Origin of the sequence: Flavobacterium cryophilum, from assembly GCF_048286555.1 — a bacterium.
In the GTDB taxonomy this organism is placed as follows: domain Bacteria; phylum Bacteroidota; class Bacteroidia; order Flavobacteriales; family Flavobacteriaceae; genus Flavobacterium.
The window spans coordinates 846,431-862,487 of record NZ_JBLVPZ010000001.1 but is presented as its reverse complement, the minus strand read 5'-3'; the positions used below and the strand labels follow the sequence as shown (position 1 = coordinate 862,487).

The 16,057-nt window shown below is 32.6% G+C and carries 14 protein-coding genes; 13 read left to right on the top strand and 1 reads right to left on the bottom strand.

Going from position 1 to position 16,057, the window contains the following annotated elements; genetic code table 11:
* Nucleotides 1-73: 73 nt before the first annotated feature.
* From ACNQGJ_RS03845 to murI, 8 genes are all read left to right on the top strand, one after another.
* Nucleotides 74-733: a CBS domain-containing protein gene (locus ACNQGJ_RS03845; protein WP_417969897.1), complete on the top strand. Its 660-nt coding sequence runs from the start codon at nucleotides 74-76 to the stop codon at nucleotides 731-733.
* 78 nt (nucleotides 734-811) lie between these two features.
* Nucleotides 812-1,696: an NAD kinase gene (locus ACNQGJ_RS03840; RefSeq protein WP_417969899.1), complete on the top strand. Its 885-nt coding sequence runs from the start codon at nucleotides 812-814 to the stop codon at nucleotides 1,694-1,696.
* A 168-nt stretch (nucleotides 1,697-1,864) separates the two neighbouring features.
* On the top strand, nucleotides 1,865-2,548 hold the full coding sequence (gene porG, locus ACNQGJ_RS03835; protein ID WP_417969901.1) for a type IX secretion system protein PorG: 684 nt from the start codon (nucleotides 1,865-1,867) through the stop codon (nucleotides 2,546-2,548).
* Nucleotides 2,549-2,552: 4 nt separating this feature from the next.
* Entirely contained in the window at nucleotides 2,553-3,293 is a 741-nt protein-coding gene (locus tag ACNQGJ_RS03830) for an isoprenyl transferase (RefSeq protein ID WP_417969903.1), read from the top strand.
* Nucleotides 3,226-5,955, top strand: a complete 2,730-nt coding sequence (bamA, locus tag ACNQGJ_RS03825) for an outer membrane protein assembly factor BamA (RefSeq protein WP_417969905.1) — start codon at nucleotides 3,226-3,228, stop codon at nucleotides 5,953-5,955. The genes ACNQGJ_RS03830 and bamA overlap by 68 nt, the downstream gene beginning before the upstream one ends.
* A 37-nt stretch (nucleotides 5,956-5,992) precedes the next feature.
* Nucleotides 5,993-7,000, top strand: a complete 1,008-nt coding sequence (locus ACNQGJ_RS03820) for an OmpH/Skp family outer membrane protein (protein WP_417969907.1) — start codon at nucleotides 5,993-5,995, stop codon at nucleotides 6,998-7,000.
* Nucleotides 7,001-7,021: 21 nt separating this feature from the next.
* Nucleotides 7,022-7,522, top strand: a complete 501-nt coding sequence (locus tag ACNQGJ_RS03815) for an OmpH/Skp family outer membrane protein (RefSeq protein WP_417969909.1) — start codon at nucleotides 7,022-7,024, stop codon at nucleotides 7,520-7,522.
* A 110-nt stretch (nucleotides 7,523-7,632) separates the two neighbouring features.
* Entirely contained in the window at nucleotides 7,633-8,412 is a 780-nt protein-coding gene (murI, locus tag ACNQGJ_RS03810) for a glutamate racemase (protein ID WP_417969911.1), read from the top strand.
* Nucleotides 8,413-8,643: 231 nt separating this feature from the next.
* Here murI and ACNQGJ_RS03805 read toward each other — a convergent pair whose 3' ends face one another.
* Complete coding sequence (locus ACNQGJ_RS03805) at nucleotides 8,644-8,982, bottom strand: helix-turn-helix transcriptional regulator (protein WP_417969913.1); 339 nt, start codon at nucleotides 8,980-8,982, stop codon at nucleotides 8,644-8,646.
* Nucleotides 8,983-9,735: 753 nt separating this feature from the next.
* Here ACNQGJ_RS03805 and ACNQGJ_RS03800 point away from each other — a divergent pair.
* The 5 genes from ACNQGJ_RS03800 (at nucleotide 9,736) to ACNQGJ_RS03780 (ending at nucleotide 16,051) form a co-directional block, all read left to right on the top strand.
* Entirely contained in the window at nucleotides 9,736-9,882 is a 147-nt protein-coding gene (locus ACNQGJ_RS03800; RefSeq protein WP_417969915.1) for a hypothetical protein, read from the top strand.
* A gap of 451 nt (nucleotides 9,883-10,333) precedes the next feature.
* Nucleotides 10,334-10,654, top strand: coding sequence for a TlpA family protein disulfide reductase (locus ACNQGJ_RS03795; RefSeq protein WP_417969917.1), 321 nt, complete (start codon nucleotides 10,334-10,336; stop codon nucleotides 10,652-10,654).
* A gap of 169 nt (nucleotides 10,655-10,823) precedes the next feature.
* Nucleotides 10,824-12,416 (top strand): vitamin K epoxide reductase family protein, encoded by a 1,593-nt coding sequence (locus ACNQGJ_RS03790; protein WP_417980311.1) that lies wholly within the window; start codon nucleotides 10,824-10,826, stop codon nucleotides 12,414-12,416.
* Between the two features lie 92 nt (nucleotides 12,417-12,508).
* A complete protein-coding gene (locus ACNQGJ_RS03785; RefSeq protein WP_417969921.1) occupies nucleotides 12,509-14,725 on the top strand; it encodes a peptidase domain-containing ABC transporter in 2,217 nt (738 codons plus the stop codon).
* Between the two features lie 45 nt (nucleotides 14,726-14,770).
* Complete coding sequence (locus ACNQGJ_RS03780) at nucleotides 14,771-16,051, top strand: HlyD family secretion protein (RefSeq protein WP_417969923.1); 1,281 nt, start codon at nucleotides 14,771-14,773, stop codon at nucleotides 16,049-16,051.
* The last annotated feature ends 6 nt before the right edge of the window (nucleotides 16,052-16,057 follow it).

Below are 16,057 nucleotides of genomic sequence, written 5' to 3'. Positions count from 1 at the left end.
AAAAATACAAAGTAAAACTTAGGAGATTTTGCTTATTTTTGATTATTTTGCATGAAATATTGCCGACTGATTTATGACAGAAATTACAGAATATATTACCAATGATTTTAAAGCGATTGACAGCCACGATTCTGTTGCGGCCGTTCAAGACTTTTTTAGCGAGTTACACTTTTCACATTTTCCGATTGTTGAAGAGGGAGTTTACATTGGCAGTATTGCATCCGAAGACTTAGAGACTTTTGAAAGTCAAAAAAAAGTAGTGGATTATCGCTTTACTCTTGAAGGATTTTTCGCCAGAACAAACACGATATGGCTGGATGTTTTAGAAGTTTTCGCAAAAAACCATACTAATTTAGTTCCTGTTTTGGACGAAAACAATACTTACGTGGGATATTATGAAATAGAAGACATAATGAAGTTTTTTCATGAAACACCTTTTTTAAAAGAACCAGGCGGAATAATTGTGGTTAAAAAAGGGGTTTTAGATTACTCTATGAGTCAAATTACCCAAATTATAGAAAGCAATAACGGAAAACTTTTAGGTCTGTTCATCTCAGAAGCGGATGTTGAGAGTGTTGAAGTTACTGTGAAAATAACTCTGGGCGCGATGAATGAAATCATACAAACTTTCAGAAGATACAATTACGAAATCATTTCAGAGCATCAGGAGGACAATTATATCAATAATTTAAAAGAGCGCTCTGATTATTTAGACAAGTACCTTAATATATAGTTTTTATTTAGCCGATTATTAGTCGGATCAGATAAATGCCAAAATAAACATATCACCATTAAACGATTAATCAAAAAGATGAAAGTAGCTATCTACGGTCAATATTATCAAAACAGTACGGAACCCATCATAAACGACATCTTTGTTTTTTTTAACAAGAACAATGTAGAAATGATTATTGAGACTCATTTTCTAGAGATGCTAAACGAAAGGAAAATTGTAGAAAAAAAATACAAAACGTTCACATCCCATACGGAACTAGATGACAGTTTTGATATGCTGATAAGCATCGGCGGAGACGGCACTATATTAAGAGCCGCAACATTAGTCCGAGATTCCGGCATCCCTATTTTAGGTATAAATGCCGGCAGATTGGGTTTCTTAGCATCGGTACAAAAAGAGAATATTGCCTCATTTATGCAATTTGTTATCGATAAAAAGTACACGATTTCTAAACGAGCTTTACTGAGTTTGACGTGTACGCCACCAAATGAATCTATTGACGCAATTAATTTTGCCATGAATGAAATTACGGTCAGTCGAAAAGACACCACTTCGATGATTACGATTGACACCTATTTGAACGACGAGTATCTGACTTCGTATTGGGCTGACGGTTTAATCATTTCAACACCAACTGGATCAACAGGATATTCCCTCAGCTGTGGTGGCCCGATTTTAACACCTGATGTAAAAAGCACGGTTATTACTCCTATTGCCCCTCACAATCTTACCGCAAGACCTCTTGTAGTACCTGATGAAACTGAAATCCGTTTAAAAGTTTCAGGAAGAGAGGAATACTATTTGGTATCCTTAGATTCTAGAGTTACCTCGGTCAAAAATGAATCGATTCTGACTTTAAAGAAAACTCCTTTTCAAATTAATATGGTCGAAATTCCCGAGGAAACATTTTTGAAAACACTCCGCAACAAACTACTTTGGGGAGAAGACAAAAGGAATTAAATCATTTTAATCAAGCCCTATACGATTTTATCAATTTTCCCCGTTTTAGTATAATAAATATTTACTTCCTGTGAGTTTAGCAGTTAATTATTAAAAAAACACACATTTAACTGATTGGGTATTGAATCGAATTGATAATTATTATATTTGCACGCAATTTTTGATTAAATGAACAAAATTTTTTATTTATTTTTTTGCTTTTTCCCATTAATGGCTACCAATGCTCAGATACATGAGGTTGGTGTTTTTTTAGGCGGAAGTAATTTTATCGGAGATGTTGGCCCTACTACTTATATATCACCAAATGAACCTGCTTTTGGATTGCTATATAAATGGAATAAAAGCGCCAGACATGCGTATCGATTTTCTTATACGCAATCAAGTATCGCTTCCAATGATTTAGATTCAAAAGAAGCAGGCAGAAACCAAAGAGGCTATAATTTTAAAAACACTATAAAAGAAGTATCTTTAGGCCTTGAATTCAACTTTTTTGATTTTAATCTTCATGATTCCAGTACTAAAATCACTCCTTATGTACATTCCGGCATAAGTTATTTTAGATATCACGCATTGTATGTACTAGACGGAGAAACTGAAAAAATTGAAAACACAGGCTCGTTTGCAGTCCCAATGACTGTAGGAATAAAATCGAATATTACTCCTAATTTAATCTTGGCTGCAGAAGTAGGCGCAAGATATACGTTGACAGATAACATAGACGGAAGTAATCCCGAAAACAAAAATTTGGAATCGCTCCGATTTGGAAATATAAATAATAATGATTGGTATGTTTTTTCAGGCGTAACTTTAACCTACACCTTTGGGAATAAACCCTGTTATTGTGCAGAATAAAAAAATGAATTTACTAGAGACAATTAACAAGAATAACTTGCCGAAACATTTAGCCATTATAATGGATGGTAATGGTCGTTGGGCAAAACAACAAGGACTTTTGAGAGCTTTAGGTCATGAAAGCGGAACAAAATCAGTTAAAGTAATAATCGAAGCCAGTGCTAAACTTGGCATCGAATTTCTTACCTTATATGCTTTTTCCACTGAAAACTGGAACAGACCAAAACTAGAAGTTGAAACTTTAATGAAAGTCCTCATCAACTCCTTGAAAAAAGAACTTGTAACACTCCAAAAAAATAACATCAAACTGAATGCTATTGGTACTTTAGAAAAATTACCAAAATCAGCGCAAAAAGAACTACTTGATGTTATTGATAAAACAAAAGACAACTCACAAATGACATTGACACTGGCTTTAAGCTATGGTTCAAGGGAAGAAATTGTCACTGCTGTAAAAAACATTTGCAGTAAAGTTAAAAATAATATAATTTCAATAGACAGTATTGACGATTCCATTATTAATGAGCATCTTTACACGCAAAATTTACCGGACGTAGATTTATTAATACGAACAAGTGGAGAACATAGGATAAGTAATTTTTTGTTGTGGCAGATTGCCTATTCAGAATTATATTTTACGGATATATTGTGGCCAGACTTTAAAGAACAAGATTTATATGAGGCTATCATTAGTTATCAAAAAAGAGAACGTAGATTTGGAAAAACAAGTGAACAAATTAAATAATTTTTTAGTGTTAAATAAAAGCATAAAAATAGTCCTTACCGTTTTGATTTTTGGAAGTTTTACACAAGTTAAAGCGCAAGAAAGAGTTCCTTTTGATCAGGGAAAAAAATACATTTTAGCCGATGTAACCGTTGTTGGAGATATCAGTTTCAACTCTCAAACGGTAGTCACTTTTGCAGGTTTAGAAAAAGGACAAGAAATAACAATCCCGGGTGAAGAAATTAGTGCTGCAATTAAAAAACTGGGAAAACTGGGTCTCTTTGATGAAATTTCATTTTATATAAATAAGGTACAGAATGACAGTATTTATCTTGATTTAAATATTGTAGAGTTACCAAAGTTAAACCAAGTAAAATTTGTAGGGGTTAAGAAGACCAAAACAGAAGCTTTAATAAAAGACAATAGTTTAAATAAAGGTAAAGTAGTAAACGAAAACTTGATTACCACGACTAGAAACTACATAGAAAATAAATATAAAAAAGACGGTTATTATAACACTAAAGTAAACATAAACACTGTTAAAGATACATCAACAGTAAATTCCGTAAACATGCTTGTCAGTATTGACAAAGGAGAGAAAGTAAAAATTCAAAAAATTGATTTCGTAGGAAATACAAAACTGTCCGACAAAGCCTTGCGAAAAGCGATGAAGGATACGAAACAAAAGAATTTCCTTCGAGTCTTAAAAGCATCTAAATTTATAAAAGAAAAATATAAAACTGATTTAGAAAAAGTAATTTCGGTTTATAAAGAAAAAGGATATAGAGACGCCAGAATACTATCGGACTCCGTTACTTTTGATAAAGAAAAGAACGCATTAGCTATTACAATAAATGTAGAGGAAGGCAATAAATATTACTTTGGAGACATTAAATTTTTAGGAAATACCGTTTACACCGATCAAGGATTAAGCCAAGTATTAGGTGTTAAAAAAGGAGAGACTTACAATGGTGTGCTGTTACAAAAAAGAATCGCTGATGCCTCTAAACCGGATGGGGACGACATTGACAATTTATATAAAAATAGTGGTTATTTATTTTCAAATATAAATGCGGTTGAGGTAAGGACTGCTAATGACACTATTGATTTTGAAATACGAATCACTGAAGGCCCGATTGCCTATTTTAACAAAATTACTGTTGTTGGAAATGACAAAACAAATGACCGCGTAATCTATCGTGAGTTAAGAACAAAACCAGGAGAAAAATACAGCAAAGAAGAATTAGTAAGAACCATTCGTGAAATTGGACAATTAGGATTTTTTGACCCGGAAGCTATCAATCCAGCGTTTAAAAATGTTGATTCAGGCGCAGGAACGGTTGATATTGAATATCAACTTGTAGAGAAAGGTTCTAGCCAAATTGAACTTCAAGGAGGTTATGGTGGAGGTGGTTTTATTGGTACTCTTGGATTATCTTTCAACAACTTTTCTGCGCGAAATATGTTTAAAAAAGATGCTTACAAACCATTACCGATGGGAGACGGTCAGAAAGTATCGTTACGTTTACAAGCCAGCACATTTTTTCAAACGTATAGTGTTTCATTTTCAGAACCTTGGTTTGGCGGAAAAAAACCGGTTCAATTTAGTAGCTCAATATCGTACAGTAAACAATTTTTAAATAATTTTGTTACACAAAGAGCCGATAAAACCAAAAGTTTTAACATCATGACATTGTCCGTTGGTTTAGCCAAAAGACTGACAGTTCCAGATGATTTCTTTGTGTTGTCACAATCCTTAAGTTACCAACATTATGATTTAAATAATTACAATACCGGCTTATTTACTTTTGGAGACGGTACCTCTAGAAATATGGCGTACACCATAGGATTAACAAGAAGTAATAAAGGGGTAAATCCAATATTCCCAACGTACGGATCGGAGTTTAGTATTTCAGCTAAATTAACCCCTCCATATTCCTTATTAAACGGAGTTAATTACTCAACATTAGGCGATCAAGAAGAATACAAGTTGAAAAATACTGTTGACCGCTTAAATGTTCCAGATGCAAATGGCAATATTGTACAGATAGGAGATTATATTGATACCAATGGAAACAAAGTTTCTGACTACACACTTGCGGCTACAAATGTCAGCAAAGTAGATCAAGAGCGTTTTAAATGGTTAGAATATTATAAAATAAAGTTCAAAGCAGACTGGTATACAAAAATTTATGGTAAATTAGTACTGAGAACTTTAACAGAGTTTGGGTTCCTTGGGGCCTACAATCAAGACAGAGGAGTTGTTCCTTTTGAACGATTCTATCTTGGTGGTGACGGACTAGCAAATTATTCAATGGATGGTAGAGAAACAATACAATTGAGAGGATATCCTAACAACTCACTAACGCCAGTAAATGCTGTAGGAGATCAAATTGGAGCCACTGTTTTTAATAAATTCTCAATGGAATTACGTTATCCGATTACGTTAAAATCATCGGCTTCAATTTATGCATTGGCATTTATGGAAGCAGGATCGTCGTTTAGGGATTTTAAAAGCTATAATCCTTTTGCCTTAAATCGTTCTGCCGGAGTTGGATTACGTGTATTTATGCCAGCATTTGGTTTATTGGGAATTGATTTTGGTCACGGTTTTGACACATTGCCAGGGCAAGCAAAAGCTAATGGATGGGAAACCCATTTTATCATTGGGCAACAATTCTAAAAAAAATTGATTTTAAATTTTCTAATACAGTACCGTTATGAGAAAACAATTTTTATATCTATTTTTAGCGTTAGTCGTTGTACAAACAATTGACGCACAAACCAGAGGAACTAAGCTAGGCTTCATTGATATGGAATACATTTTACAAAATGTACCCGATTATACGGAAGCAAATTCTCAATTAGAGCAAAAGGCTGAAAAATGGAAACTGGAGATTGATACTAAGAAAATTGAAATCAATAAATTAAAGGAAGCCTTGAAAGCAGAAAGAGCTTTATTGACCAAAGAATTAATTGATGAAAGAGAAACAGAAATTAATTTTCTTGAAAACGAAAATTTGGATTACCAACAAAAAAGATTTGGCGCCAATGGAGATTTGATGCTACAAAAATCTGTTTTGGTAAAACCAATACAAGATCAAGTTTTTACAGCTGTCCAAGATATTGCAGAAAGATTAAAATATGATTTTATATTTGACAAGACGTCTGACTTGACTATGTTATTTGCCGCAAAAAGATTTGATATCAGCGATCAAATTTTACGCACATTGAACAGAACAGAAAAACGAGAACAGTTGACTAAAAAACAACTAAAAGAAGAAGAAACCAAAGAGAAAAAAGAAGATGCATTGGATCAAAATCCAGCATTAGTAGAAAGGCAAAAACTCTTGGATGATAAAAAAACGACTAGAGATCAAATACTCGCTGATAGAAAATTGCTTCAAGAGCAAAAGAAACAAGAATTTGAATATAAAAGAAAACAAATTATAGCCGATAGAGAAGCTAAAAAAAATGGCACGGTTTCTGCAAATGCTAAAATAGGCGGTATAGAAACAGCAACAGTTAAAGACAGCACGAGGCTAGTGGTTGAAGATATTAAACTAAAACAAGCAGCTGCAAGAGCAAAAACATTAGAAGATCGCAAGAAAGTTTTAGAAGACCGTAAGAAGGCATTGGACGAAAAAAGAAAAAAAATACTGGAAGACAGAGAAGCCATTAGAAAAGCGAGAGAAGAAAAATTAAAAGAAAATACAAACAAAAATTAATTATTAAATATTTTAAAAACGATGAAACAAATTAAAACTCTATTTATTGCTGCAATTTTTATTTTAGGAGCAAACCAAACAATTATTGCACAAGCAAAAACTGCTCATGTTGATGTAACTGAGATTATGACAAAAATGCCAGCAATGCTAGACGCTCAAAAACAATTGGATAAATTGAGTACTACGTATGATGCTGACTACAAAAAAATGGTTGAAGAATACCAAGGAAAATTGAAAAAATACGAAACAGAAGCTGCGACAGTTACTGAAGTTGTAAATGGAGAGCGTTCTAAAGAAGTTCAAGACATGCAAAAAAGAATTGTAGACTTTAGAGACAATGCTCAAAAAGAATTGCAACAAAAACAATCTGACATTATAAACCCATTAATGGATAAAGTAAAAGCTTCAATCCAAAAAGTGGGTAAAGCTAAAGGATTCCAGTATGTTTTAGATGGTGCATCTCTATTACTTGCAGACGGTCCAAACTTGACTGCTGATGTAAAAAAAGATTTAGGTTTCTAAGAAAAATCGATACGCGTACAAAACTGCTCACCCTTATTTTAGGCTTGAGCAGTTTTTTTGTTTAAAATAAATTTTAGGAAATTCAAATTCCAGCACGTAACTTTGTTTTTATGTATAGCAATAATCAACCTATAGGAATTTTTGACTCAGGGATTGGCGGAACTTCCATTTGGAAAGCAATCCATAAATTACTACCCAATGAAAGAACCATCTATCTAGCAGATAGTAAAAATGCCCCATATGGACAAAAGTCTAAACAAGAGATAATTGCCCTGAGTATGAAAAACACCGATTTATTGCTTGCAATGGATTGTAAATTAATTGTAGTAGCGTGTAATACTGCAACCACCAATGCTATTCAGGAGTTAAGAGCAAAATACGGCATTCCTTTTATTGGAATAGAACCTGCAATAAAACCAGCAGTGATCCATTCTAAAACACAAATAATAGGCATTCTGGCGACACAAGGAACCTTGAACAGTGAACTATTCAATAAAACGACCGAAAAGTACCAAGACACAAAAATAATAGAGCAAGTAGGTCACGGACTAGTTCAATTAATTGAAAACGGGGATATCAATTCACCAGAAATGGATAAATTGCTTCACTCCTACCTGACTCCAATGATTGAAGCCAACATTGATTATTTAGTATTAGGCTGCAGTCATTATCCCTATCTAATTCCTCAAATAAAAAAAATTCTGCCAGAACACATTCAAATTATAGATTCTGGTGAAGCTGTTGCTAAACAAACACAAAATATCTTGCAAGATAAAGTAGGTTTTTCATCGGCAGAAAACAGCGAACCTGTTTTTTACACGAATACAAATCCGAAAGTTTTGACTGAAATTTTGGAGCATAAATATATTATTGAAGAGAAAGAATTTTAGTCTTATTCAAATTTCCTTTTGACAAACCAAATCCCACCCAGAAAAATAAAGTAATCATTGCCGAAAAAAGCATCCCGATAAGTGAGAGTTATAAAAACTCTTTCTTCGAGAAGATCAATTTATAGTTTCTTAAATTTATTGGAAATAATTATTTAATATTATTCAAGGTAATCAACATTGTTTTAATAAACAATCCGTAAAGAATAGTAAAAATGTTTTTGTTAACCATTTCTAGATTTCGTATTTTTTTAATTTTTCTTTAAGTTCCCTATTTTCGTCTTTTAATAATTTAATATGATCTATAACAAAATCTGGGACGATAAAAGAACGATTATTGCGTGAGTTGTTTTCTTCTATATTTTTATTTAGCATTAATTGATCGTCTGATTCGTAAATGTCTTCCTTTTTTACGCCTAATTCTTGGGCCATTTTGATCCATTCAGTATCCAAAATTTTTTTCAAACCTTTTTCTCTTCGGCAGTAGTTAGGCTGAGACATTCCTATTAAATCTGCCATTTCTTCTTGAGAAAACCCTTTGTTTAGTCTGGCTTTTCGCAGTTTATTTTTCATAATATTACTTTTTTTTAAAATATAATTTAACTCGTTGGGTGTAATTTGGTTTTTATGATAATTTTTATTTTTCTATTAATTTTAGATAGAAAATCATATCTATAACCAGCAAATCAATTACTTAAATGATTCTCGATATCTCTTCCTTCCTTTTTACTTTTACTGTACAAAAAACACAGGACCCAAAATTTTTAATAATTACAAATATAGGAGAATAATATTACAATAATATGGATTATATTTTTGTTAAGCAAACAAAAAAAGATAGAAATGTGTTCTAACGCATTAAATGAATTAAAATTGTTTTTGTTTGTAGCAAAATTTTAAATTATTTAATAATTGTGAAGAGGTCAAATTGGAACCAGTTGCTTGATGTTAACTTTTGTAAGTTCGATTGGTTTTTACTGCAAAATTGTATTGACAATTAGAAAATTAGTTTTATGAACAGGTCTCATACTTTCTTTGATCAATTTTACTACGTAAAAAACATTCTAACTAATTTTTTTAATAAATGCACCCAACAGGTTGATTTAATAAGTTTTTCATATCTAAATATTTTGTTAAATAAATTCGCATAAATTCGCATAAGGATTATGTTGCTCGTTCACTATATTTGATGAAATTATCTTACATTCGTTTTTTAATAAAAGAAACCAAGTGCACGTGGCGGATTATCGATTGTCGATAATAAATTAATTTTAACCTAATTATTTAAAACAAATTATGAAAAAAGCAAAAATTAGCCTTTCAAACATGACAGGTAAACTTACAAGAAATGAAATGAGAGGCGTTATGGCAGGCCGTCAGGCCGAGGGTGGTTTTACATGTACCTGTGCTAATGGTGTTACTTGGACCTCATACAGCGCTACTAATTGCATAGATATTTGTGCAGCTTGGTAATTCTAAATTTAACAACCAACCATTGCTTGTAAGTAATGATTGGTTGTTAATCTAAAACAAGGTGCTTTTTAGTGTTCGCTCTTTAAGATCTTGTATTTCTTGGTTAAAAAGCACTCAAACTGAAGACAATTGTTTGGTTCAAAATATTGCAATATTTTAAATGGTCAATTTTCGAAAACATTATTTAACTGCATTATTGTTTTAGAAAGAGGCTGTCTCCAAAAGACAGTCTCTTTTAATTTTCGCTACGCTTGGAATACAAATGATATAAGTTACTTGCAAGCCTTCCAACAGGAATCGCTAGTAAAAACAAGGGTATTGAGGGTGATTTCAAATCTAAAAGAAACAGAGGCAATTCGGTGATTAGATTGACAGAAAAACGACACTAAGGATTAACCTAAAAGTTAAACTTCAAAGCCCAATAGTTTGGACTTGAACAGAGGTTTTCATCATGAAATCTACTTACGGGATCAAAAGAACAGAAGATAAAACCTATGCAGGCTATCTTTTTGCGAGAAATAACGAAATTAGACTACTTTATTTCTCAATCCACTTTGAAGTTTCAGAAGGTGAAATTTATAATTCAGAAACGACTCGAAGAAAAATTATTATCTTCAAATTCTGGTTTAGTCATTGCCAGAGATCTGTACAGGAAATGCCTAATCTTAATAAGTTGGTAAGAAAAAATCGAAATAATGTTGTATTTTTAAGTTTGGCATTTGATAAAAATGAAAATTTAAAAAAAATCTTGATAATGAAAAGATTCAATTAAGCTTTTGTTGGTAATCAAGAAAATTATTTATTAAAAGATTTGGAAATAGAATTATTTTCAACCCCCTATGATTATTAATAAGAATGTGTAATTTCTGAAGTTGTAAAACAATTACAAAGAATTAGAAATTGCCTTAAGGAAAGAAATATTAAAATAATCCCCTAGATTTATGACACAAAATTTCAATTGCCTTTTTCAATATTTGGAAAAAGAAGATATAAAAGTTGACAAAGTTGAATTCTTATTTCAGATTCAATCTCACCCCGATTATCCTTCTATATTGGCGATAGCTGATGTTTTAACATTTTTCAATATTCGAAATGGTGTTGTTCGAGTTGATGTGTCGGAAATAGAATTATTGCCAAAACGTTACATTGCACTTTTGATAGAGGAAAACGACAAGCCTACTTTTGATTCTCAACTTTATTATATTGAACAAAAGGGTATTCAGTATTTTTGCACAAAAGATAAAAAAATCATTGAAATATCCAAACCTTTACTAGAATCAAGATGGAACGAGATTGTACTTTTGGTTAAAAAAGAAGAAATAGGGAATGCAGTTGATGTAGAGAAAGATAATTTGTTTTGGGTCTTACCATCGTTATGTATTGGGTTGTTTTTGTCAATACTATTTATGGTTGAAGAAAACTTAGAAACAAAACTTTTTTTTATTTTTCCAATAATTGGCATTTTATTTTCTTTTGCGGCTCTTAAAGATTTATTTGGAGCTAAAAGCGAGTTAATAAATAACTTTTGCAATATTTCGTCTACTACAAGTTGTTCAACGATTATTGGTTCTAATAAATGGAAAATTTTCAGTTTTGTAGATTTAAGTAGTTTAAGTATTGTGTTTTATTCTACGCAGCTCGTGGCGCTTTTTATGTTTCTCTTATCAAATAACGCAGTCGAGTATTTTTATATACAAAAAATCCTGCTTTTTAGTGCTGTTCCAGTTGTATTGCTGTCTGTTTATTATCAAAAATTTGTCGAAAAGAAATGGTGTCCCATTTGTTTGGCAATCGTTTCTATTTTGGTTTTAGAATTAGGTATTTTACTATTGTTTCAAGAAAATAGTTTCAATATTTCTTTAAAATCATCAGTTCTGTTTGGGTTTGTATTTTTTACTATCGCATTTGTTTGGACAGTTTTAAAAACTACGCTTACAAAACAAAAAGAGCTAAAAGAATTTCAGTTAGCAGGTACCCGATTTATGCGTAATTATGAAATTTTTAAAAACTCATTATTGGCAAAAAATAGTATTGATTTACCTAACAGTCCTATTGTTTTAGGGAACAAAGAAAGCGACACCGAGATAACCATTATTACGAGTCCTTTTTGTGGACATTGTGAAAACGCCCAAAAAATTTTGGAGAAAATTTTAACTGCAAACCAAGATAATCTAAAAATAAAAGTACTTTTTAATGCTGATATTGATAATTTAGATAAAGAAAAGAAAGACTTTTTTAGAAGCCTACTGTCCATTTATGTAGAAAAAGGAGACGCTTCTTTTCTGGAAGCTTTGAATTATTGGTTTAAAACTAAAAATTTGAAAGATTGGATAAAAATATACGAATTGCCTTTTGATGGTGAGAAAATGGATTCAATATTTAGACACCAAAATCAGTGGTGTAAAAATAATAACTTCAACTTCACTCCTGCCATTTTTGTAAATGGGTTTCAATATCCAAAGACGTATAGTAAAGAAAATCTTGAGTTTTTTGTAAATGAACTGGTAGAAGATGATTTTTTCGAATTGGTATAGATCGCATAAGAAATAACCATTGAATGTTTTGTTGTATAAAAAATAGATGTTAAATAATTAATTTGCTGGCTCAAAAAATAGCTATTTCAAAATTGAAAAAATTCACAAACTACATTCAAGCCGACTCAAAAGACTGCGGTCCTACCTGTCTAAAAATTATTGCCAAACATTATGGTAAAACGATTAACATTCAAGACTTAAGGGATTATAGTGAAACCACTCGCGAAGGTAGTAATTTGTTGCTTCTAAGTGATGCAGCAGAGAAAGTAGGTTTTAGAACCTTGGGTGTAAAACTAAGTTTAGATAGGCTGGAAGAAGTTTCTCTTCCCTGTATAGTACATTGGAACAAGAATCATTATGTGGTACTTTACAAAATAAAAAAAGGCAAGTATTTTATTTCTGACCCTGCTTTTGGTTTACTGGAATATGCCCAAAAAGACTTTTTGAAATTTTGGATAGGGAATAATGCCAATGAAGTTACAGAAGAAGGTATTGCTTTATTGGTAGAGGCTACCCCAAAATTCTACCAATCGGAATTTGATAAGGAAGACAAGAAAGGATTAGGTTTTGGCTTATTATCCCAATATGTGTTGCGGTACAAATCATTTTTAATGCAGCTAAGCATTGGTTTGTTAGCCAGCAGTTTGCTGCAGCTTATTTTTCCTTTTCTTACGCAAAGCATTGTAGATGTTGGGATTCAGAATCAGAATATTCATTTTATTTATTTGATTCTGTTTGCGCAATTGTTTATTTTTGCAGGAAGAACAGGCTTAGAACTCATTCGGAGTTGGATATTGTTGCATCTTTCTACACGAATAAATATCTCCTTGATATCAGATTTCTTTATCAAGTTAATGAAATTGCCTATTTCCTTTTTCGATGTTAGGATGACAGGTGATATCATGCAGCGTATTAATGATCATCACCGTATTGAGCGCATTCTAACCACTTCATCATTGGACGTTTTGTTTTCGACTATCAACATGTTTGTTATGGGAGGAATTCTGGCCTACTATAATCTTCAAATATTCTTTATTTTTTTTGCCGGTAGCCTATTGTATTTTGCTTGGATTACTTTGTTTTTAAAGAGGAGAAAAGCGCTGGATTATAAACGCTTTTCAGAAGTCAGTCAGGAGCAAAGTAAAGTAATGGAGCTCATCAACGGGATGCAAGAGATAAAACTGCATAATGCCGAGAAACAAAAACGTTGGGGCTGGGAATATGTTCAGGCGAGATTGTTCCGGGTTTCTATAAAAGGCTTGGTTTTAGAGCAAACGCAAACCATAGGATCGTCTGTAATTAACGAACTGAAAAATATTTTCATCATTTTTCTTTCTGCAAAATTGGTTATTGATGGCTCCATTACTTTAGGGATGATGATGGCGATAAGTTCTATTGTGGGAAGTTTGAACGGCCCAATAGCACAACTTATTGGTTTTGTTCGAGAAGTGCAAGACGCCAAAATATCATTAGCCCGTTTATCGGAAATTCACGATAAGGAAGATGAAACGCAACAAGAATTGCATCAAACCCAAAATATCCCAAAAGATTGTGCTATTGAAATAAAGAATCTTTCTTATCGGTATTTGGGTTCCGATATTCCGGTTTTAGAAAATCTAAATTTAACCATTCCTGCCCATAAAGTAACCGCAATCGTTGGGGTGAGCGGAAGCGGCAAAACTACTTTAATGAAGCTGTTGCTTAAATTTTATGAACCGAATAATGGGGAGATAAATCTTGTAGCACGCAATGGGAATGAGTTTGCTTCGCTGTCACTCGCAATGACAACACAAAAAGCATGGCGCGCCAACATTGGAGCGGTAATGCAGGAAGGATTCATTTTTAATGATACCATTGCCAATAATATTGCTGTGGGAGTGGATATTATTAATAAAGAGCGGCTGGTGTATGCCGCAGATGTTGCTAATATTAAGGAATATATTTCGGGTTTGCCTTTAGGATATAACACCAAAATAGGTTCAGAAGGATTAGGCATGAGTACAGGACAGAAACAGCGTTTATTGATTGCCAGAGCTGTATATAAAAACGCTGAAATGTTATTTTTTGACGAAGCCACTTCGGCGTTGGATGCCAATAATGAAAAAGTAATCATGAATAAACTGGATATTTTCTTTAAATATAAAACTGTGGTTGTAATTGCGCATCGATTAAGTACGGTAATGAATGCAGATCAAATTGTTGTTTTGGATAAAGGGAAAATCATTGAGGTTGGTAGTCATTCCGCATTGGTAGAACAAAAAGGGAATTATTTTGAATTGGTTCGGAATCAATTGCAGTTAGGGAATTAAGCCCTTCGACTGCGCTCAGGGTCACAAATAATATATGATATAAAAATGCCAGAAAATAAAGAAATAGAATTAAGAAGTGAAGAAGTGCAAGAAATCCTTTCCCAAGTTCCAAACTGGATGATACGTTGGGGAACAGTTTTGATTTTTGGGATTATCTTGATGCTGTTTTTTGTGTCTTGGTTTATTAAGTATCCTGATATTGTTTCAACCGAAATTGTAATTACAACTACAGTTCCTCCCGAAAAATTAGTTGCCAGAACTTCAGGGAAGATAGAAACGCTGTTGGTGCATGACAAGGCTATAGTGCAGGAAAACGCACCCTTGGCGATTATTCAAAATACGGCTAATTATAAAGATGTTTTTTTGCTTAAAAGCATCATAGAAGATCATTCAGAAAGAAATAAATTTGAATTTGAAAAATTAAAAAATGCGCAACTCGGAGATATAGAAAGTGCTTATGCTCTTTTTCATGCCGCTTATATTGCCAATGAATTAAACAGGAATTTGCAACCTTTTCAAGTTGAAGCAGATGCTCAGAATTCAGAAAGCACTCAAATCAGAGAACGGTTAAACCTTTTGCAACAACAAAAAGATCTCAATGAAAGTGAATTGCATTTGCAGAAAAATGATGTAAACCGATATGAAACGTTGTTTAATAAAGGTGTTATCTCTGCGCAAGATTTTGAGAATAAAAAATTAGGGTATCTACAAGCCCAGAAAAGCTATAAAAATTTACTGAGTAGCATTTCACAATTAAAATCATCCTTGATTGATAACAGCAGAACCAGTAAAGGAACAAAAATTAGCGGAACTAAAGAAGAAGTCAATTTAGAGAGTAGCAAAATGCAGTCCTTTTATCAGTTGCAGAAAGTGATAAAAGACTGGGAATTGTCCTACGTATTGAAATCATCAATTGGCGGAAAAGTTACATTTTTACAAATTTGGACAGAAAACCAAAACATAATCGCTGGTGATAATGTTTTTTCTGTAATTCCCACAATAGAAAAAGGATACATTGGAAAATTGAAAGCTCCTGCATTGAATTCAGGTAAAATTAAAATAGGACAACAAGTTAATATACGATTAGCTAATTTTCCCGATAGAGAATTTGGCATTCTTAAAGGGGAAATCAAAAATATTTCTCTTGTTCCTGACAAAGACGGCAATTTGTTGCTCGATGTAGGATTACCAAAAGGATTAGAAACGTCCTATCATAAGGAAATCCCTTTTCAGCAAGAAATGAAAGGAAGTGCCGAAATTGTTACGGAAGATTTAAGATTGACGGAACGATTATTATATCAGTTCAGGGATATTTTCAGAAGATAATAAGTT

Coding starts and splice junctions, on each gene's coding strand:
- ACNQGJ_RS03815 (WP_417969909.1), top strand. CDS start 7,022: ATGAAACAAATTAAAACTCTATTTATTGCTGCAATTTTTATTTTAGGA.
- ACNQGJ_RS03830 (WP_417969903.1), top strand. CDS start 2,553: ATGAATTTACTAGAGACAATTAACAAGAATAACTTGCCGAAACATTTA.
- ACNQGJ_RS03795 (WP_417969917.1), top strand. CDS start 10,334: ATGAAATCTACTTACGGGATCAAAAGAACAGAAGATAAAACCTATGCA.
- ACNQGJ_RS03790 (WP_417980311.1), top strand. CDS start 10,824: ATGACACAAAATTTCAATTGCCTTTTTCAATATTTGGAAAAAGAAGAT.
- ACNQGJ_RS03800 (WP_417969915.1), top strand. CDS start 9,736: ATGACAGGTAAACTTACAAGAAATGAAATGAGAGGCGTTATGGCAGGC.
- ACNQGJ_RS03780 (WP_417969923.1), top strand. CDS start 14,771: ATGCCAGAAAATAAAGAAATAGAATTAAGAAGTGAAGAAGTGCAAGAA.
- porG (WP_417969901.1), top strand. CDS start 1,865: ATGAACAAAATTTTTTATTTATTTTTTTGCTTTTTCCCATTAATGGCT.
- ACNQGJ_RS03845 (WP_417969897.1), top strand. CDS start 74: ATGACAGAAATTACAGAATATATTACCAATGATTTTAAAGCGATTGAC.
- ACNQGJ_RS03840 (WP_417969899.1), top strand. CDS start 812: ATGAAAGTAGCTATCTACGGTCAATATTATCAAAACAGTACGGAACCC.
- murI (WP_417969911.1), top strand. CDS start 7,633: ATGTATAGCAATAATCAACCTATAGGAATTTTTGACTCAGGGATTGGC.
- ACNQGJ_RS03805 (WP_417969913.1), bottom strand. CDS start 8,982: ATGAAAAATAAACTGCGAAAAGCCAGACTAAACAAAGGGTTTTCTCAA.
- ACNQGJ_RS03820 (WP_417969907.1), top strand. CDS start 5,993: ATGAGAAAACAATTTTTATATCTATTTTTAGCGTTAGTCGTTGTACAA.
- bamA (WP_417969905.1), top strand. CDS start 3,226: ATGAGGCTATCATTAGTTATCAAAAAAGAGAACGTAGATTTGGAAAAA.